The organism is Paenibacillus amylolyticus (assembly GCF_047302515.1).
GTDB lineage: Bacteria > Bacillota > Bacilli > Paenibacillales > Paenibacillaceae > Paenibacillus > Paenibacillus amylolyticus_G.
Map to the genome: position 1 here is coordinate 3376593 of NZ_CP168019.1, position 26650 is coordinate 3403242.

General features: G+C 45.7%; 24 protein-coding genes. All 24 read right to left on the reverse strand.

Annotated elements, in window-relative coordinates; translation table 11 throughout:
• Positions 1-179: 179 nt before the first annotated feature.
• The gene (gene miaB, locus ACDJ59_RS14400; RefSeq protein WP_413409586.1) at positions 180-1736 is read right to left on the reverse strand and encodes a tRNA (N6-isopentenyl adenosine(37)-C2)-methylthiotransferase MiaB; all 1557 of its coding nucleotides are present in this window, start codon (positions 1734-1736) and stop codon (positions 180-182) included.
• A gap of 312 nt (positions 1737-2048) precedes the next feature.
• Positions 2049-2621, reverse strand: coding sequence for a phosphate propanoyltransferase (gene pduL / locus ACDJ59_RS14405; RefSeq protein WP_017689107.1), 573 nt, complete (start codon positions 2619-2621; stop codon positions 2049-2051).
• A 193-nt stretch (positions 2622-2814) separates the two neighbouring features.
• Positions 2815-3816 carry a dipeptidase gene (locus ACDJ59_RS14410; RefSeq protein WP_413409588.1) on the reverse strand — a complete coding sequence of 334 codons (1002 nt, stop codon included), beginning with the start codon at positions 3814-3816 and terminating at the stop codon, positions 2815-2817.
• Between the two features lie 85 nt (positions 3817-3901).
• The gene (locus ACDJ59_RS14415; RefSeq protein WP_007430104.1) at positions 3902-4162 is read right to left on the reverse strand and encodes a stage V sporulation protein S; all 261 of its coding nucleotides are present in this window, start codon (positions 4160-4162) and stop codon (positions 3902-3904) included.
• Between the two features lie 117 nt (positions 4163-4279).
• Positions 4280-5074: a TIGR00282 family metallophosphoesterase gene (locus tag ACDJ59_RS14420; RefSeq protein WP_036609256.1), complete on the reverse strand. Its 795-nt coding sequence runs from the start codon at positions 5072-5074 to the stop codon at positions 4280-4282.
• Positions 5075-5228: 154 nt separating this feature from the next.
• Complete coding sequence (gene rny, locus ACDJ59_RS14425) at positions 5229-6770, reverse strand: ribonuclease Y (RefSeq protein WP_036670418.1); 1542 nt, start codon at positions 6768-6770, stop codon at positions 5229-5231.
• A 310-nt stretch (positions 6771-7080) separates the two neighbouring features.
• Positions 7081-7818: a regulatory protein RecX gene (locus ACDJ59_RS14430; protein ID WP_074094594.1), complete on the reverse strand. Its 738-nt coding sequence runs from the start codon at positions 7816-7818 to the stop codon at positions 7081-7083.
• Positions 7819-8100: 282 nt separating this feature from the next.
• On the reverse strand, positions 8101-9165 hold the full coding sequence (gene recA, locus ACDJ59_RS14435; protein ID WP_036609261.1) for a recombinase RecA: 1065 nt from the start codon (positions 9163-9165) through the stop codon (positions 8101-8103).
• A gap of 243 nt (positions 9166-9408) precedes the next feature.
• Entirely contained in the window at positions 9409-10665 is a 1257-nt protein-coding gene (locus tag ACDJ59_RS14440; protein WP_413409589.1) for a competence/damage-inducible protein A, read from the reverse strand.
• A gap of 107 nt (positions 10666-10772) precedes the next feature.
• Positions 10773-11360 (reverse strand): CDP-diacylglycerol--glycerol-3-phosphate 3-phosphatidyltransferase, encoded by a 588-nt coding sequence (gene pgsA / locus ACDJ59_RS14445; protein WP_017689114.1) that lies wholly within the window; start codon positions 11358-11360, stop codon positions 10773-10775.
• A 319-nt stretch (positions 11361-11679) separates the two neighbouring features.
• On the reverse strand, positions 11680-12171 hold the full coding sequence (locus tag ACDJ59_RS14450; RefSeq protein ID WP_047842512.1) for a YajQ family cyclic di-GMP-binding protein: 492 nt from the start codon (positions 12169-12171) through the stop codon (positions 11680-11682).
• Positions 12172-12327: 156 nt separating this feature from the next.
• Positions 12328-12492: a hypothetical protein gene (locus ACDJ59_RS14455; protein ID WP_167350848.1), complete on the reverse strand. Its 165-nt coding sequence runs from the start codon at positions 12490-12492 to the stop codon at positions 12328-12330.
• Between the two features lie 73 nt (positions 12493-12565).
• Positions 12566-13615 (reverse strand): helix-turn-helix domain-containing protein, encoded by a 1050-nt coding sequence (locus ACDJ59_RS14460; protein WP_413409590.1) that lies wholly within the window; start codon positions 13613-13615, stop codon positions 12566-12568.
• Between the two features lie 66 nt (positions 13616-13681).
• Positions 13682-14449 carry a DUF3388 domain-containing protein gene (locus ACDJ59_RS14465; RefSeq protein ID WP_047842510.1) on the reverse strand — a complete coding sequence of 256 codons (768 nt, stop codon included), beginning with the start codon at positions 14447-14449 and terminating at the stop codon, positions 13682-13684.
• 197 nt (positions 14450-14646) lie between these two features.
• A complete protein-coding gene (locus ACDJ59_RS14470; RefSeq protein WP_017689119.1) occupies positions 14647-14910 on the reverse strand; it encodes a DUF3243 domain-containing protein in 264 nt (87 codons plus the stop codon).
• Positions 14911-15073: 163 nt separating this feature from the next.
• A complete protein-coding gene (gene ymfI / locus ACDJ59_RS14475) occupies positions 15074-15844 on the reverse strand; it encodes an elongation factor P 5-aminopentanone reductase (RefSeq protein ID WP_413409592.1) in 771 nt (256 codons plus the stop codon).
• A 1-nt stretch (position 15845) separates the two neighbouring features.
• Complete coding sequence (gene yfmH, locus ACDJ59_RS14480; protein WP_413409593.1) at positions 15846-17126, reverse strand: EF-P 5-aminopentanol modification-associated protein YfmH; 1281 nt, start codon at positions 17124-17126, stop codon at positions 15846-15848.
• A 3-nt stretch (positions 17127-17129) separates the two neighbouring features.
• Positions 17130-18410, reverse strand: coding sequence for an EF-P 5-aminopentanol modification-associated protein YfmF (gene yfmF, locus ACDJ59_RS14485; RefSeq protein ID WP_413409595.1), 1281 nt, complete (start codon positions 18408-18410; stop codon positions 17130-17132).
• A gap of 126 nt (positions 18411-18536) precedes the next feature.
• Entirely contained in the window at positions 18537-19367 is an 831-nt protein-coding gene (sleB, locus tag ACDJ59_RS14490; protein WP_413409597.1) for a spore cortex-lytic enzyme, read from the reverse strand.
• Between the two features lie 195 nt (positions 19368-19562).
• Positions 19563-22301: a DNA translocase FtsK gene (locus ACDJ59_RS14495; RefSeq protein ID WP_413409598.1), complete on the reverse strand. Its 2739-nt coding sequence runs from the start codon at positions 22299-22301 to the stop codon at positions 19563-19565.
• Between the two features lie 90 nt (positions 22302-22391).
• Positions 22392-22622, reverse strand: coding sequence for a YlzJ-like family protein (locus ACDJ59_RS14500; RefSeq protein ID WP_413409599.1), 231 nt, complete (start codon positions 22620-22622; stop codon positions 22392-22394).
• Entirely contained in the window at positions 22619-23392 is a 774-nt protein-coding gene (locus ACDJ59_RS14505) for a ClpP family protease (RefSeq protein ID WP_413409600.1), read from the reverse strand. Before ACDJ59_RS14505 ends, ACDJ59_RS14500 begins: the two co-directional genes overlap by 4 nt.
• Before the next feature lie 221 nt (positions 23393-23613).
• Positions 23614-25293: a ribonuclease J gene (locus tag ACDJ59_RS14510; protein ID WP_036609284.1), complete on the reverse strand. Its 1680-nt coding sequence runs from the start codon at positions 25291-25293 to the stop codon at positions 23614-23616.
• Between the two features lie 476 nt (positions 25294-25769).
• Positions 25770-26648 carry a 4-hydroxy-tetrahydrodipicolinate synthase gene (gene dapA / locus ACDJ59_RS14515; RefSeq protein WP_036670403.1) on the reverse strand — a complete coding sequence of 293 codons (879 nt, stop codon included), beginning with the start codon at positions 26646-26648 and terminating at the stop codon, positions 25770-25772.
• Positions 26649-26650: the final 2 nt, after the last annotated feature.

Consider the following 26650-nt stretch of genomic DNA (forward strand, 5'->3'; position numbering starts at 1 on the left):
GTGTCGGATCGTTCTTTTGATCGCTGTTGTCTCCGAATTTTTTCGATTGAAATTGTTCAAGGTTAAAATTTGGAGACAAAGGCGAACGCTTCGCTTCTACAGAATCGATTCCGTCACCTTCGCTACGCTCGGCCGTAACCCGCTAAGTGCAAAAAGTATTCATCTTATTGGTGTGTGTATTACTGATTGGCAGCTACCGGCTCAGGGAGCAGGTTGCCCCGAATATAAAAAGTCATCGGATCGGTGATTTCCACTTGTACGAAAGTACCGATCAATTCTTTGGGTCCTTCAAAATGCACCAGCTTGTTGCTGCGCGTACGTCCTGCCAGAACTTCGGAATTCCGCTTGCTCTCACCTTCAACGAGCACTTCAACGATTTTGCCGCGTTGCTTTTCATTGCTTCGGTGGCTGTATTCGTTGATCGTTTCGTTCAAGCGCTTCAAACGTTCCTTTTTCACTTCCATCGGTACGTTGTCTTCCATCACCGCAGCCGGTGTACCTTCCCTTGGGGAATAAATAAAGGTATAGGCAAAATCATACCCTACTTCACGGACAAGGGAAAGTGTATCTTCAAACTGTTCTTCCGTTTCCCCCGGAAAACCAACAATAATATCCGTTGTCAACACAACATCCGGGATGGCCTTTTTAATTTTGTCAGCCAGCTTCAGATAGTGTTCCCGGTTATACTTGCGGCTCATACGTTTGAGTACTTCTGAACTGCCAGATTGCACCGGAAGATGAATGTGCTCCACCAGATTTCCACCCTTGGCCAGCACTTCAATCAAGTGGTCATCAAAGTCACGTGGGTGACTGGTTGTAAAACGTACCCGCGGAATATCAATTTGGCGAATGGCATCCATCAAGTCACCAAAACTGTAGTTCAGGTCGGTGAAGTCCTTGCCGTACGCATTCACATTTTGACCAAGCAGCGTGATCTCCTTAAAGCCTTGTCGTGCCAAATCCCTAACTTCAGCAATGACATCTTCCGGACGACGGCTGCGTTCTTTGCCCCGCGTAAACGGAACGATGCAATATGTACAGAACTTGTCGCAGCCATACATAATGTTCACCCAGCCGCGCATACCCTCACGTTTCTTCGGCAGGTTCTCAATGATGTCGCCTTCCTTGGACCACACCTCAACAACCATTTCTTTGCTGAACAACGCTTCCTGGATTAGATGTGGCAGTCGATGCACGTTATGTGTACCAAAGATCATATCCACAAATCCATGCTTCTGCATGATTCGGTTGACGACGCCTTCTTCTTGGGACATACACCCGCATACGCCAAGTAACAATCCCGGACGTTCAAGTTTTAGCGTTTTCAGGTGACCGAGCTCACCAAATACTTTATCTTCCGCATTTTCTCGTATGGCACACGTATTGAGCAGAATAATATCAGCTTCTTTGCGATTCTCTGTAGCCTGATATCCCATAGACTCAAGGAGTCCTTTGATGGTCTCCGAGTCATGCTCGTTCATCTGACATCCATACGTATATACAATATAGTGTTTGCCTTTCCCTATGTTTTTCAGTTCATCGGGAACGGCATTTTCGTAAAGCACCTGGACGTCTTCCTTGCCCCGCTGTTTCTCCTGACGATGATTGGGTTCCGATTTGATGTTAATCTCACGGCCCCGGATTCTTATCTTTTTGCTGAATTCATCTTGCGAAATTACTTTGGCATCGGAAAAATCAAAATATTGGGAGTAATCCTTTTTTGAGTCTTTAGCCATTTCCTTCGGTCACTCCTTACAGCCTCTATTAATAAAAAATCGTTCATTCATCCGTGTTCCACATGAATATCTTGCTTGGAACATCAAAAGAGCATTACAGCAAATTATAGCATGAATTGGGCTGTAGTTCCACATCCAAAGCGCATCTCCCTTCGTCTAATCCGAAACATGCCATGCGCAGAAGAGCACTCAGAAATCACAAAAACCTGAGCCTTGCCATCAGGGCTGGAATTAACCGGCCCCTGTTGGCTGTGCTCAGGTTTATATGTTATTCAGACCGCCATAATTGGGGGCTGAAGCTATTACATGTAATTAATCGATGATTTCAGCAGTGTCGCCATTACGAGCGCCAGCAGCGTTAGCTTCATCTGTATCAATATGCATGTCCAGTGCAAAAGAATCGGATACACGAGCCAGTACATTTTCCAGTACCAGACCGCGATCTCCACCCAGACGAACTTTCAACATTTGTTTGTCCTCGATACCCCATTTAGCAGCATCAGAAGTATGGAAGTGAATGTGACGAGCAGCAACGATAACACCTTTATCAATCGTTACCTCGCCAGCAGGACCTTTAATTGTGATTCCTGGTGTACCTTCAATGCTTCCAGATTCACGTACAGGTGCTTTAACACCAATCGCAAATGAATCTGTCATGGAGATCTCCAGTTGCGTTTCAGGGCGAACAGGTCCAAGGATACGCACTTTATCAAACTGTCCTTTCGAACCAATTACCGCTACAGTTTCGTTAGCAGCGTATTGGCCAGGCTGGGACAGAGGTTTAAATTCAGTCAGTTCATAACCTTTGCCAAACAAAATTTCAACGTGCTCTTGGGATACATGAATGTGACGGGCAGATACGCCCACAGGTACTGTTTTACTCATTGTAAATTCACTCCTTGTTTATCTATGGCCTGTACTCAGGCTCTTAACAACCCAATGGTATTATACCCCTTTTTGGAGTGAAATGAAAACGAACTGGTGAAAATTCATGAAATACACTTATTTCACCATCATTCCCCTCCTTTATTTGGAAAACAAGTTTCAATTCAACCCATTCAACGCACACACCAGTTCACTATTTCATGGAATTCCCCTTCATCTGCATCTTCGGATTGCTCTCTGGCAAGTGTTCCCCCAGATAACTCATCGCATTCCCCCACAACCAGCCGCGCACTAAATGTTCATCATAATGCTTGAGCAGGATTTCCGTCAGTTTCGGATAATGTCCTGAATGTTCAAGTCTCTGAATATACGTTGAAATCCCATCAAAATCAGACCCCATCATCAGATGGTGCTGCCCGCCGAGAGAACAGAATTGCTCAATATGAGGCAACAGATCTTCTATTTTTATCTCACCCTCCTGCTTTACAAACCAGGGCACAAACGTCAGTCCGATCCGCCCTTCCCGGGCAATGATAGCCTGAATCTGATCATCTTTCAGATTACGCACATGGGGACATACGCTGTAGCTATTGGAATGGGAGGCGATAAAAGGACGTTTACTCAAGTCAGCCAGTTCCCAGAAACCTTTCTCTGTCAGATGTGACACGTCGAGCAGCATTCCGATTTCATTACACTGGCGCACTAGTTCCTTCCCCTTCTCGGTCAGACCTGCTCCACGCTTCTCCATTACTCCGTCAGCCGCCCAATTGGCATAATTCCAGGTTAGTCCAATAATTCGAACGCCCATCTGATAACATAACTCCAGATAGAACAGGTTGCCCTCCAGGCCATCCACACCCTCCAGTGTGATTAATCCCCACGGACCCTCTGTTTGCCCCACCTGAGCCACCTGTTCACGCCATAACAACGTCTGTGTGCCGCCAGGCCGCTCCTGACTTCTCTCCACACGTCTACGATAAATCTCCAACTGCCCCATCACATGTTCAAACTTGCCTCTGCCAAGCACTTCGGGTAAATAGATGGCGAACGCCTGCAACCCTACATTCCCCTCTTTCAAACGTTGCAAGTTCGCATCCAGTTGTGGAGCATTTTCAAATGAAAGGGCAGGCTGCATCAAAATTTTGCTCAGTGCATCACAGTGAAAATCAGCTACACGCCAATCAGACATGGACATCTTAAACCCTCCTCCATATGTTATTGCAAAAAAACGCAAAAAAACCTGTCTACATCGTAAACAGGTTCAATGCATACTGCATGTATTATCTGGGCTCCACAATCAGCTTAATGGCCGTTCGGTCCTCGCCGTCGATCACAATGTCTGTAAAAGCTGGAATACAAATCAGGTCAACTCCGCTTGGTGCTACAAATCCCCGGGCTATCGCTACCGCTTTAATGGCTTGGTTCAGTGCTCCTGCTCCAATTGCCTGCAGTTCAGCATTTCCACGTTCACGAAGAACCCCTGCAAGAGCGCCGGCTACAGAATTAGGATTGGACTTTGCTGAAACTTTTAATACATCCATGGTAAGTACCTCCCTGGGAATGTTGAAAGTTTGTTTCCACTTACTAGATGTTATTCGCGGGAGGCAAAAAAATTCCTTCTTTTTAGACGGGTTTCCCTGCAAATTGGGACAATACCCCTATTCCATGCGCCACTCGTCCTCCGTCAGACGAATTTTTTCGATGCGTGTTGCCGCACCTGTGGCTTCATCAATTTCAACAAAAACACCATGGAAGTGCCATTTGCCATCATCCACAACAAAACGTACAGGTAGCTGGGTGTAGAACTTACGCAGAACGGCCTCACGTTCCATACCCAATATGCCGTCACGAGGCCCTACCATGCCTGCATCCGTCAAGTAAGCTGTTCCTCCAGGCAAAATCCGATCATCATTACTCTGTACATGCGTATGTGTACCTACAACGAGAGACGCACGTCCATCCAGATGCCATCCCATGGCAATCTTTTCTGACGTCGCTTCAGCATGCATATCGACTAAAATACATTTATGGTCTTGGCGCAGCTCATCTACAATTTCATCAGCTACACGGAATGGACAATCCAGAGCAGGCAGGAACGTTCTTCCTTGAAGATTGACAATCGCTAGCTCTTTCCCTTCGCCTTTGACAACCGTGTATCCTCGTCCTGGTGTGCCTGGTGGAAAGTTCGCTGGACGAATCATGCGGGGCTCATCATCTATAAAATCAAAAATATCCTTATTGTCCCAAGTATGATTACCAAGTGTAATACCATGTACACCCCAGTTGAAAAACTCATTTGCGATTGCACCGGTAATACCACGACCTGCTGCCGCATTTTCACCATTCACAATCACCACATGTGGTTTATACTTCGATTTCAGATACGGTAAATTTTCCTTTAATGCCTTACGTCCCACGTTACCTACAATGTCACCAATAAACAAAACTTTCATTGATTACTGCCTCCTCAATTCCTGCAAAGTCCTCTTACTTCAAATGTTGAACCTTTGCAGGACTCTATCTCATGCTCCATGATGTGTAGTTGCCTTTTAACAGGCTATCAACAGGAAAAGTGGCCCACTACTGCGGCCACTTTTCCGTAATGCTCTATTTTGCGTATTCAACCGCACGGGTTTCCCGGATGACAGTGACTTTGATGTGACCCGGATAGTCGAGTTCATTCTCAATCATCTTCGTGATGTCACGGGCTAAGCGGAAGGCTTCAGCATCATCGATCTTCTCAGGCTGTACCATAACGCGAACTTCACGTCCGGCCTGAATGGCGTACGATTTCTCGACACCTTCGAAGGATTCTGAGATTTCTTCCAGCTTCTCCAGTCGTTTGATATACGTTTCCAGCGTTTCGCGGCGTGCGCCTGGTCTTGCTGCGGAGAGCGCATCTGCTGCGCCAACCAACATGGCAATGACCGAAGTCGCTTCGCAATCTCCGTGATGGGACGCGATACTGTTGATTACAACCGGATGTTCTTTGTATTTCTTCGCCAGTTCCACGCCAATTTCGACGTGTGATCCTTCCACTTCGTGATCCAGCGCTTTACCGATGTCATGCAATAGACCTGCACGTCTTGCCAGAGTTACGTCTTCTCCCAGTTCGCCAGCCATCAGTCCAGCCAGATAAGCGACTTCCATGGAATGTTTCAAGACGTTCTGACCGTAACTTGTACGGAACTTCAACCGGCCCAAAATTTTGATCAGATCCGGATGCAGACCATGCACGCCCACTTCAAAGGTAGCTTGCTCACCGTATTCACGGATGCGCTCATCCACTTCTTTGCGGGATTTCTCAACCATCTCTTCAATCCGTGCCGGGTGAATACGTCCATCAGCCACCAGTTTCTCCAGGGCAGTACGGGCGATTTCACGGCGAATCGGGTCAAAGCCCGACAGAATAACAGCTTCTGGCGTATCATCGATAATGAGGTCAATCCCTGTAAGGGTTTCAAGCGCACGGATGTTACGTCCTTCACGACCGATAATCCGGCCTTTCATTTCTTCATTTGGCAGGGTAACAACAGATACCGTTGTTTCCGCTACGTGGTCAGCCGCACAACGTTGGATGGCGAGTGTAATAATCTCGCGGGACTTTTTGTCCGCTTCTTCCTTCGCTTGTTGTTCAATGTCCTTGATCATTTGAGCCGTCTCATGACGAACTTCCTGTTCTACGTTGGACAGTATGATACTGCGTGCGTCTTCCATGGTGAGGTTGGATATACGTTCCAACTCTGTCACCTGGTTTTTGTAAATCATTTCGATCTGCTGCTGAGTCTCATCAATTCGTTTCTCTTTGTTAGCCACTTGCTCTTCTTTACGTTCGAGTGATTCCAATTTTTTATCCAGCGACTCTTCTTTTTGCAACAATCGTCTTTCTTGTCGTTGAATTTCATTCCGACGTTCACGAGTGTCTTTTTCAGCTTCAGCGCGAATGCGATGGATTTCATCCTTCGCCTCCAGCACCGTTTCTTTCTTCAGTGCTTCTGCCTCTTTCTTCGCGTTCTCCACGATTTGTACGGCAGCTTGTTCCGCACTAGAGATTTTAGCCTCTGCAAGAGATTTGCGAATAAAATATCCTACTCCGAACCCAATGAATAGCGCGGCTGCAACGAGAGCGATCGTGATTGCAATTTCCATACTGTTCACCTCCTCGTTGGTTCCTCCAAGGCATTCCTTGGGTCAATTTGCAGTTTTCAAACCTTACATATGTTTGGGAATAACGAATACTCACGGCGATCCCCCGCCGATTTTCATTTCACATGTACATGTTTCCACGTACTATTCACTGTTTCCAGCGAACCCATAATTAAGAATGGTATAAATCTTAAGAAACCGAAACCGCTTTTTTGGAAGGAAAAAGGGTTGTCCATTTCTTACAGACTCATGTCCATTTTAGTATTTGACGAAAGAAATTGTCAAGAGAATGCAGTATAGTGACTCTAGTCTGCTAATCCCATAACAACGCTTCGTCATCTTCAGGGTCCCCAGCCTCATCTTCTTCAATTAAACAATTCACGACCCGGCGCACCATATCCATTGAAAAACCACGTCTCATTAGGAAGGGAAGCGTTTTATTTTTCTTCTCTTTGACGTCCCCTTTGACCTGATTCCATTTTTTGCGTCCTGCACTCAAAGCAGTCTCAAATTCCGCATCTGTACTGATCCCTTCTAGTGCCTCAACAATGAGATCATTGGCAATGCCCTTTTGACGCAGCTCTTGCCTTATCCACAGTTTTCCCTTCCGCTTGCCCTCCATACGCTGTCTTGTCCATTCCTTCGCAAATAGATCGTCATCCACCAGGTTCTCCCGCTCAAGCCGATCCAGCGCCTCTTCAATCAAAGGTGCAGCAAACTCCTTCTGACGAAGTTTCTGACTTAATTCATGGCGTGTGCGCGGTTTATGCTCCAAAAAGCGCAGAGACTGTGCATACGTCCGCTGTCGCTCGTCAGCTAGAATGATATCTTCCAGATCCTTCTTCATAAACGTATTACCTTGAGTCATCCTGTATTTAATCATCACATCTTCAAGAACCGTAATGGAGTGGATGCCAAAAGTGATTCGATAACGAGCTTGCCTGCTCTTCGTTCGTTCTACACGTGTAATAATAAGTTCTTCGTTGTCCGGAAATTGGGATAGGCCATCCTGTTCTGCTTCTTCATATAAATCCTCGTCATGTTGATCCATTCTGGTCTCCCCTTTCATAACATTTTCATTCTGACTACGCCAAACACATCTTCACATAAGACAAAGAACACCAATAATACAAAAGACCGGGAACTCTGCCCGGCCTTTACTCCACAGTTAGCGTGCTAACAGCCCCTGTCCATTGGGACAGGGGCTGTTAGACAGCACGAGTACTCCCACTACAATCCATTATCCAGATTGATCCAAGCTCAATCAGATAAGTTTACGGAGTCCAGTGGGGAACACCCTCAGGGTCCTCCCTACAAGGGAGGTTTTGAGAGATTACTCGTTGATTTCAAACAATTCTTGTTCTTCTGCTGCTTCTTTTTGTTGCTCTTCACTAGTTGGCGCAGGAACTGCAGTAACCAAGTTACTGGCTACACGAATTTTTTGTTCAATGATGTCAGCAATATCTTTATGCTCTTTCATGAACTGCTTTGCGTTCTCACGGCCTTGTCCTAAACGCTCGCCTTCGTAGGAGTACCATGCACCACTTTTATTAACGATGTCCAGCTCTGTACCAATGTCAATGATACTGCCTTCTCTCGAGATACCCTCGCCATACATGATATCCACTTCCGCTTGTTTAAACGGAGGTGCCACTTTATTTTTAACAACTTTAATACGAGTACGGTTACCAATCATGTCATTGCCTGATTTGATACTCTCAATACGACGCACATCCAAACGTACTGTAGAATAAAACTTCAGAGCACGACCACCAGGTGTTGTTTCCGGGTTACCAAACATAACGCCGACTTTCTCACGAAGCTGGTTAATGAAGATTGCGATTGTTTTGGATTTGCTGATTGCACCAGACAGTTTACGCAGCGCCTGAGACATCAAACGCGCTTGCAAACCAACGTGTGAATCACCCATTTCGCCTTCAATCTCTGCTTTTGGAACCAATGCGGCTACAGAGTCAATAACGACGATATCTACTGCACCACTGCGTACAAGAGCTTCTGCAATTTCCAGCCCTTGCTCACCCGTATCTGGCTGAGACAGAAGCAATTCATCAATATTAACACCAAGTTTGCTTGCGTATTGTGGGTCAAGAGCATGCTCGGCATCGATAAATGCAGCTTGTCCACCCGCTCTTTGTACTTCAGCGATAGCATGCAATGCTACGGTTGTTTTACCAGAGGATTCAGGTCCATATATTTCAACAATACGGCCTTTAGGCAAGCCGCCTGTTCCTAATGCAATATCCAAAGCCAAGGAACCACTGGGAATAATTTCCACATTCATATGAGTGGACTCACCCAGTTTCATGATGGATCCTTTACCAAATTGCTTCTCTATTTGACGGAGCGCCATATCAAGCGCGGCACGACGGTCTGACAATAAGCTCACACCCTTTACTGTTTATAAGATAATGATACCTTGTTTTAACACGTTTGCCAAGCTTTTTTTCGAACATACATTCGTTTTTTTTGTAAAGGCCGAGGCGCCTCTTCCTCAAGGAAACTTTCCATTAAACAGAAAAAAGAACCGTAAACAAGGCTGTAAAGCCTAATTCTACGGTTCTTCCGTCTTCCTTAATTATACTTGCTTGGAACTGTAAATGCAATCGAAGCTATTAACTAATCAATCCATCGCCACAAGTTTTTGCCATAAGCGATAGAGAATCGCTTTGGCTGAACGAATGCGAACCGTCTCGCGATTACCATTAATACGCAGCTCATGAATTTCCGTCTCTTTTCCACGTTCAGCAAGAGCGATGAAGACAAGTCCGGGTGGTTTGCGTTCCGAATATCCCGGTCCAGCTACACCGGTAACAGCCAAGCCAAAATCAGCATCACCAATCATGCGGATCTGCTCAGCAAGCACTTTTGCAACCTCAGGACTTACCGCCCCAGGTGCATCTTCACCTTCCAGATAATCATGAGGCACATTCAGCAGCTTTTCTTTAATTTCATTGGAGTAACAAACAATTCCACCTTTGAGCATTGATGCGCTTCCGGGTACAGAGGTCAGACTTTGCATGACAAGCCCTCCTGTACAGCTCTCAGCAGCGCTAAGCGTCAGCCCCATGTCAGACATCATGGTTACAATCGTGTACTCTATAGGCACATCCTCGTTCGCGTAGAGATGTTCTGTCAAACGTTCCCGAATCTGAACCTCCATCGCATCCAGCTTCAGCTTCGCCTCTCCCTCACTCGCAGCCTTTGTGGAGACACGTACCGTAACTTCGCCTTCGCTCGCGTAAGGAGCAATCGTAGGGTCTGTCTGCGCGTCAATCAGATCCATAAGTCGATCTTCCAGAGCAGATTCACCAATACCTGCGAATTTGAGCATTCGGGAATAGATCGGCATCTCTTCTGTGAGTACATGCTGGAACAGCCAAGGTTTGACTTCCTGTTCAAACATTGGAATCAACTCTTTAGGTGGTCCAGGCATCACAACATAATATTTGTCATTGTCAGAAATCGCATTTCCTGCCGCAAGGCCCGTTTCATTGGCCAGAGGTGTTCCGCCATCAATAACGATCGCCTGACGTCTGTTATTCTCTGTCATATCCACATTACGATCTCTGAAAAAGCTCTCAATTTTGTCCATTGCCATTCGATCTGTATGCAGTTTCCGGTTAAGAACAGCTGCGAGCGCATCCTTGGTCAGATCATCTTGGGTAGGCCCGATGCCACCGGAAAATAAAATAACGTCTGCACGGCTCTGCGCAATGCGAATAGCTTCACTAAGTCGGTTCAGGTTATCCCCAACCACCGTTTGGAAATATACATCGATCCCCATCGCAGCCAATTCACGGGATAGGTATCTGGCATTGGTATTGACGATTTGTCCAAGCAGTAGCTCTGTGCCAACTGCAATGATTTCTGCCTTCATTGAGCATCCTCCTGTACACGTGGTGAGTGATCAAAGGGCAATAGGATAATTTCCTATTGCCCCTGACCCAATGCTTCCTTCATGATTACCCATTTAAGAACAAACCATTATGCTTTTGTTAAATGAAGCAGGTTTTTGTTTTTGATAAAGTAATCGATACCCGACCAGATAGTAATAAGCGCTGCTGCCCATACCGCGATAATATCGACGTGAATACCCGTGTATGAAAACGGGAAATTGTTCAACAGCAACAGCACAATCGCCACAATCTGCACTACAGTCTTCAGCTTGCCCCAAGCACTAGCGGCAACAACCGAACCATCCAGCAATGCAATTTGACGCAAGCCGGTAACTGCGAATTCACGACTAATAATCACAACTGCAATCCAGGAATCCAGCTTGCCCATCTCCACAAGCGAGATCAAAACTGCAGTAACCAGCAACTTGTCTGCGAGTGGATCGAGCAGTTTCCCCAGATTGGTAACCATGTTATTTTTCCGCGCAAGGTATCCGTCAATTCCATCTGTGCTTGCGGCGATGATAAAAATAACAGCAGCAATCAGTTGATTATACGGAAGCGACAAGCTTCCAAGCTGCAACGGCTCTGGATAAAATGGAAAATCCACGAGCAGGAACACCATCAAAAAAGGGATTAAGCAAATTCGTGCAAGCGTAATCCGGTTGGGTAAATTCACAAGACGCCCTCCCTCATATCCTCCATTACTCCAAACAATCATCATAATCCCGTTATCATCATCCGGAACATGAAATGTACAGTTTCAATGTCAATCCATATTAACATGATCCCACTATGTAGAAACGCAAAAAATAAAGTCAACCGCTCAAAAGCAAAACGCTTTAAACGTTCCGGTGACTTCCAGAAGATGTACTGCTTTTCACAAAGTCAGCAAACGATGAGGACTGGACTTGATGCTTGACTGCCAGCAATGCACACTTAGTATAATATACGCCCAATACCGTGTCAAAAAACACTTTTGCTACAAAAAGGCCATATTACTTGAAATTTGTATATTGCAAATCCAAAGGTAGGTTAGCACCATTTAGCAGTTGCATGACAGCTTGCAAATCATTTTTACTCTTACCAGTTACCCGAAGTTGATCTCCCTGAATCTGACTCTTCACTTTCATCTTGGAGTCCCGAATAAGAATATTGATTTTCTTAGCGATGTCCTGATCAATGCCCTGTTTAAAATTCAAACGCTGGCGGACTGTACCAGAAGACGCTGGCTCTACCTTTGCGTAATCAATGTTTTTCAATGGTAGACCACGCTTCGCCATTTTGGATTGAAGCACGTCAATGACAGCCTTAAGTTTGGTCTCATCATCAGATACGATCGTTAACGCATCCTTATCCAGTTTCAGGCTGCTCTTGCTGCCCTTGAAGTCATAACGAGCGCCAATTTCTTTCTCGGTTTGTGTAACGGCATTTGTCAGTTCTTGCAAGTCCATTTTGGACACGATATCAAATGAATTTTCTGAGCTCAAACCAGTCACCCTTTCAGTTAATCGTATGTTCTGTAACATTATAGAGGATACCTTAAGCAAAAGTCTAATTTCAAGCTGTTTTACACAAAGAAAAAAAGCATTTTTGGCTTCCACTTCAAGTGGTTGCCAAAAATGCTTGCTGGTCCAGCTTCCAACCTAATAGCGGCTGCGGTTGGGCTGTCTAAACATATCGAGCACACCCAAAAGTACATGTGCAAGTCCAAAACCCAATATTCCGTAACCCCAAGCACTTGGAGTCAGGTAATAACCTAGGAGGCTGACAATGATCCCTAAACCTGTTACGATCCAGCTGACTGTCATAGCCATCCACCTCACTTCACCAAAAGTTAACTGCAAGTTAAGACACGATTATTGTCTCCTGCAGTTGACCCGGTTATTCGCTACCAGTGGTACCCCCTGTACCGTCCGTTGATCCATTTTCAACACCTGTGGAAGAAGTAGTGCCACTACTGTCTTCACCAAGCTTCAAACGGATCCGATTGGTCGCCTTGCCATCCGTTACAACTTGCCCGCCAACCTCAATCGTGGTCGCTGCAGCGTAACCAGACTTAATATACATGCCTGTACTATCAAGCTCAAAGGTATAGCTGTCACCTTCGGCTGTGTTACCATACTCCAACTTCTCTCCACTGGAGTTTTCGCCTTTGTACACTTCCAGCCAGCTATGACCTGTTGCTTTAATTGTAACCGTTACAGGTTGCCCTGCACTACCGTTAACTTTAAAGTTCGTAATATTTCCTGATTTCCCATCTTCTGCAACACTCACATTAGACGGTGAATTGTCAGTTGGTTCTTTCTCAGTTTCATCCGTCTGTCCGTCCGTTTGGCCATCAGTTTGACCGTCCGTCTGTCCTTCCGTGTCTGTACCGCCACCGTTACCACCAGCGTCGCCCTCACCAGTACTGTCAGTACCTGAATCTGTCGCAGGCGGATTAGATGCCTGTCCGTTGTCGGCAGGTTGATCCGGTTTGTCCTCAGGCTGTTGTTGACTGTCTGTAATTTTGACCTGATCAAGCCCCGGATTTTCTGACTCATCACCATTGTTATACACCACGTATACATACAACAGTACTACGATCAAAACAGGGAATGTCCACATCAGCGCGACAGACATCCACCGATTACTACGCTCAACCGGACGGCTGGAACGCTTCTGAATAACCGGTTCCATCGTTGCTTCCGTCTCTTCTTCGGGTACGTCTTTTTTGTGTCCCTCCAGCAGCTCATCAGGGTTCAGTCCCACGGTCTCCGCATAGGTTTTGATGAAAGCACGCACATAGAAGCTGCCCGGCAGCACCTTATAGTCTCCTGCTTCTATGGCCTCCAGATACCTCTTGCGAATTTTTGTCATTTCCTGTACATCGTCAAGACTCATCCCTTTTTGCAGCCGGGCCTCCCTTAACTGCTGACCCAGTTCAGACATGCCATCTCCTCCTTATGTTTATCTCTTGAGTTGTTGCTAATCTATTCCATGATTCCGTACGGTTCCTTACAATTCGTCGGTGTAGCTAGCCGTAAACGTATCATAAATAATTTCTTCATTCGGATTGTTGCGAAGTTCAATAATAATATCAAAATCATTAAAATCATATTCGGATTCCTGTACAAAAATATCCGGATGTTCAATAACTTTGGTGCTAGGCATGGACATAATATCCTGCAACAAATTGTAATGCCGCTCACTGGAACGAATCGTGCTTACAATTCCGTCAATGATGAAGACATTGTTCGGGTTCAATTCGTCTTCGGACATTTGACTCCTTATCGTCTGACGAAGAAGTGTGGAGGAAACAAACGTCCATCGCTTCATTGCACATACGCTGCCCGCAATAATGGACTCCGTTTTGCCAACACGAGGCATTCCGCGCAAACCGATGACCTGATTGCCTTCCCTCTTAAATACTTCACCCAAAAAGTCCACAAGTAACCCAAGTTCATCTCGTGTAAAACGAAATGTCTTGCGATCATCCGAGTCACGGTCAATGTATCTGCCATGACGCACGGCCAGAATATCCACCAATTTAGGTTGCCGCAAAGCCGATACGGTGATGCTGTTTACTTTGCCAAGCATTTCACCAAGCAAACGGATTTTTTCATCATCATCCGATTCAAGCAGCATGCCTCGAGTTTTGCCTTCAACACCGTTAATGGTCAATATATTCACTTCAAGCATCCCCAGCATAGAGGCAATATCGCCTAACAAACCGGGTCTGTTCTTATGTATTTTATATTCCATATACCATTGTTTAGATTCCATTTCAACACCCCGTAATGCATTATTCCACATTATTCGACAGCAACAGAACGTGTCCACTGGACAACAATCTGAGACATCTTCTACAAATGGGTCACGTTAATGATATATAAAATGAAAATGAATTACAAGAACAGCTCTGTAATCCGTTTGTAATCATTAGAGAAAAGCCCCCTTGCGGGAGCTCTTCATCTGTAATCTTATGCGTTTTGTTTGGCCAATTTGACCATCAGGCACGCAATCGTACGACGCTCATCAGCATCGCCGACATCCCATAACTCTTTCAATGCCCGGTTGGAATGGTTCGCCGGATCGACTTTCTCATCAAGGAAGTCGCCGATTTCATACGCAAGTTTGTTGATGGTTTCTTCACTCATCCCCATCTTCTCTGCTTGCAGTACGCGATCACCCAGGAACTTCTTCCATGTGTCAAAACTGGAGAGCACTGTTTTTTCTGTTGACATGATAAATCCTCCTTAGATGACGCATGAGATTTAAAATCAACAGTTGTAATATGTGCTTTCCAGGCATTTTATATACGAGCATTTTGAAAATAATCCGGAAGACGACTGCTTCTCAGCAACCTTCACCTGTTTCGTTCACAGCCAGTCAAGTTTTCTTGCTTTTTTACGTTAACCAACCGCCATTTGGACTGATGATCTGCCCATTGATATAACCCGATTCAGGGAGGGCCAGAAAATAAACCAATGATGAGATTTCATCAGGTTGAGCAAGTCTTCCTGCCGGAATTTCCTCTTCCAGCATCTTCAGTTCACTCTGATCCAGATGGTTCAGCATGGATGTCTGAACGGCACCAGGAGCAACGGCATTTACGGTTACTCCGGAAGGTGCGAGTTCTTTCGCAAGCGCTTTGGTGAATGCATTCACCCCACCCTTGGTTGTGGAATACAGCACCTCACAAGAAGCACCAGACAGTCCCCAGATCGACGATACATTAATGATCCGGCCATACCTTTGGGAGATCATGTGAGGCATCATTTCCTGTGTACACATAAACGTGCCTTTGAGGTTAATCGCCATCACTTCATCCCAGATCTCCTCTGTAACATCAGCCAACATCCCATAGTGCGAGATTCCTGCGTTGTTCACAAGGATATCTGGCATGAGATTGTGCGACTCCAGCTTCTCACGCATACGCTCAATCTGTTCCCGGCTGCGAAGATCCGCAGACACGGTCATGATTTTTCCACTGCCCTGTTCCATGCACCGTCTAGCGGCTTCATTCGCTGCTTCATGCGATCTCATATAGTGTATAACAACATTCATTCCCACTCTGGCGAAGCGTTCTGCGATAGCCGCTCCGATACCACCGCTTGCGCCAGTTACCAGTACAGTCATTTCCCCAATTGCCTTCAATTGTCCCGTTCCCCTCTCCATATCAAGGACTCACGACTAGCGAAATAGCCAGATGATCCCAGCGAATATGTTCTCTCAGTCTGAGATTTACATCTTCCAGTGTAATCGATTCATAGAGCGGGAGCATATTGAAAAAGTCACCGCCACGGAATTGCTGACGTGTAAATTCATGCGCAATGTTCTCCGGAGAATTGAGCATACGCAAATATCCGCCTATTTTCTTTTTGCGTGCACGTTCAAAATCCGTGGAATCAAACCCTTTTTCTACAATGGCATCCACTTCTTCACGTATACGCGCGAGCAGTTGATCCGGGTCTTTTGTATCACCACCAATGGCTGAAAACGCGTATTGCGGCGAACTGTTATACTCATGTCCAAAGCTGTCCGAGATCAGATCTTCATCGTAGAGCTTCTGAAATAATCGTGTGCTTGAGCCAAACAAAAGATCCATCATCAGCTGCGTTGTCATATCTCGCCGTAACAATTGTTCCCCGGTAAGTCCAACGTCCGTCTCCTTGAATCCAAACAGACATTTGGGCAGTGACACAGCCAGTTTCGCTTCCCGTCTGGCTTCTCCTACCTGCTCAGGCTCCGGCTCGAAGAAACGTTGAATACTCCCCTGTGGCTTATAATCCTTCTGCTCCTGGTTCGATCGAACCATATCAATGACTTCTTGTGGATCTACACCACCCACCACAAACAAGAGCATATTACTCGGGTGATAGAAGGTGTTATAACACTCATACAACATCTCTTTGGTAATCGTACGGATGGATTCCACCGTTCCTGCAATATCGATATGCACCGGATGTTTCTGATACATAGCTTCGATCAATCCAAAATAAACACGCCAATCCGGATTATCAGCATACATGTCAATTTCCTGTCCGATAATGCCTTTTTCCTTTTCCACATTTTGATCCGTGAAGTAAGGATTTTGCACAAAGTCGACTAATGTTTGTATATTTTCATTCACATGTTCGGTCGCTGAAAACAAATAAACCGTCTGATCAAAGCTCGTAAATGCGTTAGCTGAAGCACCATGAGATGCAAACGTGGCAAAAATATCGCCTGTTGGTTCTTCGAACATTTTATGCTCCAAGAAATGGGCAATCCCATCCGGAACCTTCACTTCTTCCTGCCCTTCAACCTGAAAATGATTATCCACCGATCCATACTTGGTTGCAAACGTAGCATACGTTTTCTGGAATCCCGGTTTAGGCAAAATATAGACATGCAGTCCGTTATCCATTACTTCGTAATATAGTGTCTCCTGCAAATGCTCATACCGAATGCTCTCCACCGATTATTCCTCCTTCTCGTCCCGCAAGAAATAAATCGTATCCAGACGGAATTGTTCTGCCGCCTCACGAACATCTTCCTTGCTAATGTGTTCTACCTGAGCCAACAGTTCTTCAGCCGTTCTTTCTTTGCCAGACAACTGTCGATTGAAGTCATAAGCGATCATCTCAAAAGCAGAATCCTGCATTTCCTTAAGCAGGTTACGGATCATTGCTTTGGTCTGGGACATTTCCAGATCAGTGATTGTACCGCTTTTCATTTCTTCCAACTGCTGCTTGATGATAGTAACGGCCTTCTCATAATTAGGGATTTCAATCCCGGATTGAATCGTTGCAATGCCCTTATGTCCGTCATATCGCGAAGACGCGTAATACGCCAGGCTTTCTTTTTCACGAACATTGACAAACAGTTTGGAATGAGGATAACCACCGAGAATTCCGTTGTACATTAGTGCTGCGGCATACTGAGGATCTCCATAAGTGATAGAAGTACGGAGTCCCATATTGAGTTTTCCCTGACTCACATTCAGTCGCTCAACAACGGTCTCCACTGCCTTATCTCCTCGAACCGCTGCCTGTGTCTGGTAATCGGAGGAGGACGTTCGATCCACATTGAAATGACGCTGAACGAGGTTCTCGACCTCCTCCAGTGTCGTATCCCCTACCACGTACAGATCCATACTCGCCTGCTGCAGCCACTCCTGATAAGACGCAGTCAGTGTGTCGGGCTCAATCCCAGGCAGATCCCTTCGCTCACCCAATGGATGAAGACGGTATGGCTCGTTCTTGCACATTTCCTCGATACTGCGTTCAGCGGCATAGCGCATTTTATCGTTCACGATGGACTCCAGCTTTTTACGAACGGTCTCTCGCTCTGCTTGTACATAAGACGTCCTGAAATGCCCATTCTCCTGTGCAGGTCGTGTAAGAACCTCTCCAAGGAAGGCAAATGAACGATCCAATAGCTGCTCATCCCCTCCAACAAAGGAATCATTAATGGTATCCATTCGGAACTGTACAATCTGGTAATCCCCGCGTTTATAAACGTCAAAACCAAAACCTGCTCCATAGAGATGCTCCAGTTGCTCACGAAATTGCGTTGTTTCCGGATAGGACTCCGTACCGCGTCGCAGAACAAAAGGTGTCAGCGCTACTTTGGTTACTGTATCTTCCCGTAAAGGAACTCCTGCATATAGCGATATAGCAAACGTTTTGAAACGTTTAGTCGGAAGCACATGTATACGAAACTCTCTCTTGTTACCTCGTTCGAATCCTGATGTATTCAAATGTTAAAACCCCTTTACGGCGTCATTTATCATGCAATCGTATTAAGCTAAACGTAACAACCATTTTAACCCATTCAAAAGGCAAGAAGCAACCGAAGTCACGCCTTCTGGTTGCTTCCAACATCATCACATACAAAAGATATGCTGTCCGATTGTTTTCACTTGTGGGCGGGTCCAGATCCATTTGGATGTTGCTGTTTTCGGGTTAAAATAATAGAGACATCCACCGGACGGATCCCATCCATTCAGGGCCTGCTCAACTGCCTTTTTGGCTTGTGCGTTCGGTTCCAGATAGATCTGTCCGTCTGCTACAGCCGTAAATGCACCTGGCTGAAAGATCACGCCAGAAGGCGTATTTGGAAAGCTTGGTGATTTCACGCGATTCATAATTACTGCCGCTACTGCGACTTGACCTTCAAACGGTTCCCCTCGGGCCTCACCATATACTGCGTTAGCCATAATTTTGAGTTCATTCTCCGAGAGACCGAGTGCATTGGCAGATCCCATATTATCTTGCTCTTTATCTGCCGTATTGTTACTACTATCACTTCCACCTGAAGTTTTTTTCTTGTGCAATGGCGTTTCCGTTGGCGACCATTTGGTTGAAGCATTATACAATTTCAGTTTGGTTTCAGCTCCAACGACACCATCGGCTTTCATACCAAATTCGGATTGAAACCATTTGACGGATTTCAGCGTGCTGTTGCCAAAATTGCTATCGATTTTACCATTGTAAAATCCCAAATACTTGAGCCGGCCTTGAAGCTCATACACATCCTGACCGTAACTTCCATATTTCACAGCGTTGCTGCTGAAAGTAGGCAAGGCTTTCTCTTCAACTTGTGGTGTGCTTTGATTCGAACTTTCGGTTGCTGCATTCTCAGGAAGCAAATAGCGGATTCCCAATGCGGACATCAGCAAAATAGCAGTGAAAAGCCATATGTTCATTTTTCGCATCGACTGTGCTCTACCTTTCTCTTGTGGGATTAACAGAATCGCTAAGGTTATTATGACAAGCCTGCTTGCTTCCTATGCACCAAATCATCCGATCATTGGACATCATGGTAAAACTTCAGTCAAATTGTATGAAAAAAGCCCCCAACCATTAAGGTTGAGGGCTCGAATCGCCTGAATATTCATGTGCATTACAAGCTACGAGCTTATTTTATTCTGCTGATACTGTTCAAGTGAAACCAGTACTTCCCTTGGTTTGCTGCCCTCATAAGGACCGATTACACCCCGGGCTTCCATAGAGTCAATTAAACGTGCTGCACGCGTGTAACCAACCCGCATACGACGTTGTAGCAGGGAGACTGAAGCTTGTTTTGCCTCCAAAATAATCTGTACTGCCTTTTCGTATAAATCGTCCTGTACTTCATCTTCAGCCTGAATAGAGTCGTCCACCTCAGGTACAAGGGACTCATCATACTGTGCCTCACCTTGACCACGTACGTAGTTTACAATATTCTCGACTTCTTCATCGCTCATAAATGCACCTTGTACACGAACCGGTTTTGATGCGCCCATTGGCATGAACAACATGTCTCCGCGACCCAACAGTTTCTCGGCCCCACCCATATCCAGAATGGTTCGAGAATCCACCTGTGAGGATACACCGAAGGCGATACGAGAAGGTATGTTGGCTTTGATTACGCCAGTAATAACATCCACAGAAGGCCGCTGTGTAGCAATAATCAGATGGATACCGGCTGCACGAGCCATCTGGGCAAGCCGCGCAATCGCATCTTCAACATCTCCGGCTGCAACCATCATCAGATCTGCAAGCTCATCCACAATGACAACAATATAAGGCAGAACAGCCGCAGGATTATCTTTCATCAGATTATTGTAACCTTCAACGTTACGCGTGCCTGATTTGGAGAACAGTTCATATCGTTTCTCCATCTCAACCACAATCTTTTTGAGAGCAAGTGACGCTCTCTTAGGATCAGTTACTACGGGTGCCAGCAAATGGGGAATCCCGTTATATACGTTCAACTCAACCATCTTGGGATCGACCATCAGGAACTTCACTTCATCCGGCTTGGCTTTGTACAATATGCTGGTAATAATTCCGTTAATACACACCGACTTACCGGAACCTGTAGCACCCGCAACCAGCAAATGGGGCATACGAGCCAAGTTACCAATAATCGTCTGTCCCGAGATATCTCGGCCAAATGCAATGGTCACTTTGGATTCTGCATCCTGGAACGTTGCTGTCTCCATTACTTCACGCATCGTTACAACCGATACTTCACCATTAGGTACTTCGATACCAATAGCAGACTTTCCGGGAATCGGTGCTTCCATCCGAATATCTTTTGCCGCCAGAGCCAACGCGATATCATCCGTTAGGCTGACAATTCTGCTGACCTTGACGCCAATGTCAGGTTGAATTTCATATCTTGTAACGGCAGGACCCCGAACCACTTCAAGTACTTTGGCACGAACACCGAAGCTTTCCAGTGTGGCTTCCAGCTTACGTGCTGTTTGCATATAATCCTTCTGGTCACCCGCCTTGCCCCCATTGTTTGGCTTGGCAAGTAGACGGAATGATGGCAGCTTGTACGGCTTAGGAGGTGGCGGTGGTGGTTTCACCGGTTGTGTGTCCTGCCCTTCAGGAGTTGGAGTATCTGTTCCCTGCATTGCATCATTAGATACTTCTTCTCCACTCTGAATCTCATCCACAGCATTCATCCCGTTTGTACCCGCATCGGATGCAGACCACTCTGTCTCTACCAGTTCATCCGTTATTTTAATGGTATGCTCGCCCTGTTGTACTACGTTTGGATCGGCCAGATTATCCGGGAAAGGATAAGCATCATCCAGATCATCTTCAATGCTTGCCTCTTCTGCTCTGACGTGCTCGAAAAAGTCTCGAATGATCGGCGCTGAGTTAGGTTTAGCCTGAACAGGAACACGTGATGAAGCTGATTTGTTAGTTACGTCTTCGGTTGCATCCTGCCACGCCTCTAGATTGTGATCTTGTTCGGCGCGGTACACAATCTGTTCTGTTTCTGCCGAATCGACCTCATCCATTTCACGTCCTGATGTCGCCTGTTCCCGTTTAGCTCCCCATTTTTCGAAAAGTTGGAAGAATATGGGCGAGTTTCGTTTTGGCAGATGCTGTTCCTCTAATTCATCCTCATACTCGTCTTCGTCATCTTCAACAGGAACAGGTACCACTTTACGAGTGTTACCTCTCTTCCTGGCATCAGAAGCTGAAGCAGAACGTGCAGAGGGTCTAGACTCCAGCTTCTTGTACATCGAACTCCCGGCATCCCAGATCTTGGTTCGGAATATTCGTATCAAATCCACATAAGAGAGATTCGTAATCAGCATAAAACTGATGACAAACATCACGATCATGATAAGCCTTGCTCCAAGGCTGCCAAACAGCCACAGGAAAAGAACAAATTGTCCAGCTCCAAGATAACCACCGCTGATGTCCTTGTTAAGCATGGAGTCCCTCTCACCTGGCGTAGCAGGGGTTAGCAACTCGGTTTGCATATCATTATGTACCTGTGTAATCACAGCTCCAGGCTCAAGCGCACCTACCGGAATGAGCTTCTGGTGCATTGCAGAGACGGTGCTCATCAGGGTTAAGGCAAAGACCAGCAATACCAGTCCTGTTTTGCGTGTGGTCCAGCCACTCGGCCATTTCCGGTGAATCATCACCATGAGACCATAATAAATACCAACAAGTGGAATCGCAAAATAAAACTTACCAAGCATCAGTCCGAACATCTTGGAAAGCGAACGTCCAACGGTGGCTTCACCCGATAATGCTATGACAGCAAGGGTAATAAGCACAATCCCGTAAATTTCATATTTTAAAACGCCGCTAAAACCAGCGCCCTTTTTTTTCCTCTTTTTTCTTCTGGCCAAAATCAGGTCACCCCCAGAAGAATATTATACCATACAAATATATTCCGTACATATGTTCTTTTTCTGCTCAATTTGTCTGAATTCGTCGCGTTATGCTGATCCCCAGTTACCTGAAATCGGAATGGTCGAACCCGGCATATTGGCAGGATTGAGATAGGCTTCAAGAGGACAATCCAGCAAACGTACAATAACGGCTTCATTGTCATTAACAGGTCTCACCTGCATCAATAAACCATTCATTTTGATCTCCTTTGTATCTTCGCCCTCTTTCCACATTCCCGACCAGAGTTGTTCCGGGGGCATCACGGTATATAACGTCATTGGGTATAACCTCCCGCTTGCAGAGTCTGTCTCTTGTCTCCTATGAGCTGATTTAACTGAGCAATAGCCTGTCCAATCCCGCCCACTGCATCCATTAATCCATGTTTCACCGCATCTGCGCTTCCTACAGCTGTACCAATATCCCGATTCAACTCACCAGTCTTAAACATCAGTTCTTTGAACATCTCTTCAGAGATATTCGAATGCGAAGTCACAAATCGAACAACCCTCTCCTGCATTTTCTCCATATACTCAAACGTTTGAGGTACACCAATGACAAGGCCGTTCATCCGAATCGGATGGATCGTCATCGTTGCACTTCCGGCAATCAGGGAATATGTTGAAGCTACAGCAATCGGTACTCCAATGCTATGCCCACCTCCAATGACCACAGTAACCGTAGGTTTGCTTAGAGAAGCAATCATCTCTGCAATAGCCAGCCCCGCCTCTACATCTCCACCTACCGTGTTCAAAATGATCAGAATACCTTCAATACGCTGATTCTGTTCTGCGGCCACCAGCTGTGGAATGATATGCTCATACTTTGTTGTTTTATTTTGTGGCGGCAAAATCAAATGCCCTTCGACCTGTCCAATAATGGTCATACAGAAAATATTCGATTCACCTGCAGGAGACTGTGTCTGCCCAAATTGCTGAATAGTCTCTGTCACGGGAGAGATGGCCTTGTCCTCCTGAATCGGAATTTCCGGCGCTTCAACTTCCGGTTGATTGGATCTTGATGCCTGCTTGCCATTCATACGTTCATTCATTTCAATAATCCCCTTCTCCAGAAACATTTAATGTATTTCCTTAGTATGGGGATTTTTCCAACCGCCTTATACCCGATATATCAAATTGCTTCACATATTCACCCTATTGCAGATCTTCCTGAAAACGCAAAAAAAGCCCCTTCTCTACGAGGAACCGTCCAATATTACTCGTAGAGAAGGGGCGACTGTGTGCCTGAATATATGTTTTTGTTTAGCTTATTTTAAACTTCCATAATGATTGGCAAAATCATCGGTCTACGACGAGTTTGCTCATACAGGAAGCGTCCCAGTGCATCTTTAACATTTGTTTTGAGTGAAGCCCACTCGTTAACGTTCTCACTCATCAACTTCTGCAATGTGCTGCTAACGATCCGGTTGGCCTCATCCAGTAGTCCTTCCGATTCACGTACATACACAAATCCGCGAGAGATGATGTCAGGACCGGAAACAATTTTTCCATCCTGTTTGCTCAGTGTTACCACAACAACAAGGATACCATCTTGTGACAACAATTTGCGGTCACGAAGTACAATGTTACCCACATCGCCTACACCCAAGCCATCGATCAACACATTACCTGCAGTAACTTTACCTGCTCTACGTGCTGCTCCACCTTGAATTTCAATCACTTCACCGATATCCGTGATGAAAATGTTCTCAGGTTCTACCCCTACAGATTCAGCAAGAACCGCGTGGCGACGCTGCATACGGAATTCACCGTGAATTGGCAAGAAGAATTTCGGTTTCATCAGGTTGAGCATCAGTTTCAACTCTTCCTGGCTACCGTGACCAGATACGTGGACGCCACTGTTAGCACCGCTGTAATGCACGTTAGCACCCAGACGGAACAGTTCATCAATCGTACGGCCTACATATTTTTCATTACCTGGAACCGGTGTTGCTGCGATAATGACGGTGTCACCTGGCAGGATGTCCACTTTACGGTGTGTGGAACGAGCCATACGTGTCAGTGCTGACATTGGCTCTCCTTGACTTCCTGTGCAGAGAATCACGACACGATCAGCTGCCATCTTGCCTACTTCTTCAGGCTCAATGATCATGCCATCCGGAATCTCAAGATAACCCAGTTCTGAAGCAATACCCACCACATTCACCATGCTGCGTCCGATAACTGCAACTTTACGTCCAGTCACTTCTGCTGCATTGATCACCTGTTGGATACGGTGTACGTTGGAAGCAAATGTCGCTACAACAACACGTTGACTTGCTTTACGGAAGATATCTTCCAGCACGATACCCACATTTTTCTCCGATGGTGTGAATCCAGGTTTCTCAGCGTTCGTACTATCGGACAACAGCGCTAACACGCCATTTGTTCCGATCTGTGCCATACGCTGAAGATCTGCATATTGACCATTGACTGGAGTATGGTCGAATTTGAAGTCACCTGTGTGAACAACTGCACCTTCCGGTGTTTCGACACATACACCAACAGAATCCGGAATACTATGGTTAGTAGCGAAGAACGATGCTTTCAGAACAGATCCAAGTTGGATCTCGGAATCAGCATCAATCAGAATACGTTTTGTATCACCCAGCAAATTCGCTTCTTTCAACTTGTTTTCTACAAGTCCAAGCGTAAGTCTTGTTCCGTATACAGGAACATTCAGATGTTTAAGAACATATGGCAGACCACCAATGTGATCCTCATGTCCGTGAGTAAGGATGATTCCTCTTACTTTGTCACGGTTCTCAGTCAGGTAAGAAATGTCAGGGATGACAATATCAATACCAAGCATATCTTCTTCCGGGAATTTAAGACCAGCATCTACGACTACAATGTCGTTGGCGTATTGGATGACGTACATGTTTTTACCAATCTCGCCTACGCCGCCCAAAGCAAAAATCATCAGTTTATCGTTATTATTTTTCTTAGACAAATGAATCTAAACCTCCTATGGTAGTTGGACGTCGTACCTTATTATTTATTGTAAGTTAAGAAAAGTAGTCCATACATCACATACCCACCTATCGGGATGAATGCAAAAGAACACCTTTATTCACGATATTTGGAAGAAGTTCTTCGAAGTTATTCCCTTTGACCAACAAGTTGGAGTTGAAATTCCCTCTTAGCCGTTCCTTCCTTTTTCACCGCAAAGCTACACCACGAAGCGATGTCGCTTTCAATTTCAAAAAAATACCGCACCCAGTCACTTGACATCATTATACATGATTAAAAACAAAAAAAACAAGTCACTCTCTCGTTAACCTGTAGGTTTCCCCTTAGCAGTGGAAAAGAAACCTCACATTACTCGTAAAAAAAAGAACCGCAGCCTCTACGAAGAGGAGCGGTTCTTTTGCTGATCTGAAGGATATTCCCATGATTAATAAAATAGTCCATATACAACCAAAATGATTACAAATTAAGCAAACCTTTGATATAAACCTGCTCCTCTTCCGTTGGCGGAATAAGTGGCAACCGTACGGAACCAACGTCTAGACCACGCAATGTCAGCGCATATTTCACCGCTACGGGGTTTGGTAGAGGCTGTGGACACTCAAACAGGCCTTTGAACACTGGGAACAACTGCTGATGAATCTGAGCAGCCTGAAGAGGTGCTCCGCCATAGAAGGCGTCAATCATTTTCTTCATTTCTGCCCCTACGACATGACTGGCCACACTGACAATTCCATGTGCTCCAACCGCAATCGCTGGCAAGCCTGAAGCATCATCACCGGAATAAACTCTGAAATTTTCTGGAGCACTTGCTGCAATCAGCGTAACCTGCTCCATAGACGCACATTCCTTCGTAGCGACGATGTTAGGAATCTGTGCAAGACGAAGCGTTGTCTCTGCTGACAGGCTGGTTACTGTACGCCCAGGCACGTTGTAGAGCATAATTGGCAGCTTGGTGGAGCCTGCAATCGCTTCAAAATGTTTGAACAAACCTTCTTGGCTAGGTTTGTTGTAATACGGAACAACCAACAATATGCCATCCACTCCGGCACGTTCAGCTTCCTGTGTCAAATGGATGGAATGTGCCGTGTTATTGCTTCCCGTTCCGGCTATAATTTTGCACCGACCGGCCGCATGTTTCACTGCAAATTCGAATAATTGAACTTTCTCAGTATCACTAAGTGTTGGAGACTCCCCTGTTGTTCCAGAAACCACAAGCGTCTCCGACTTTTGATCTACAATCAGATAGTCGATTAGACGTGCCGTTTCCTCCCAATGAATCTCTCCTTGTTCATTGAACGGAGTGACCATTGCTGTAATCAATCTTCCAAAGTCCAATT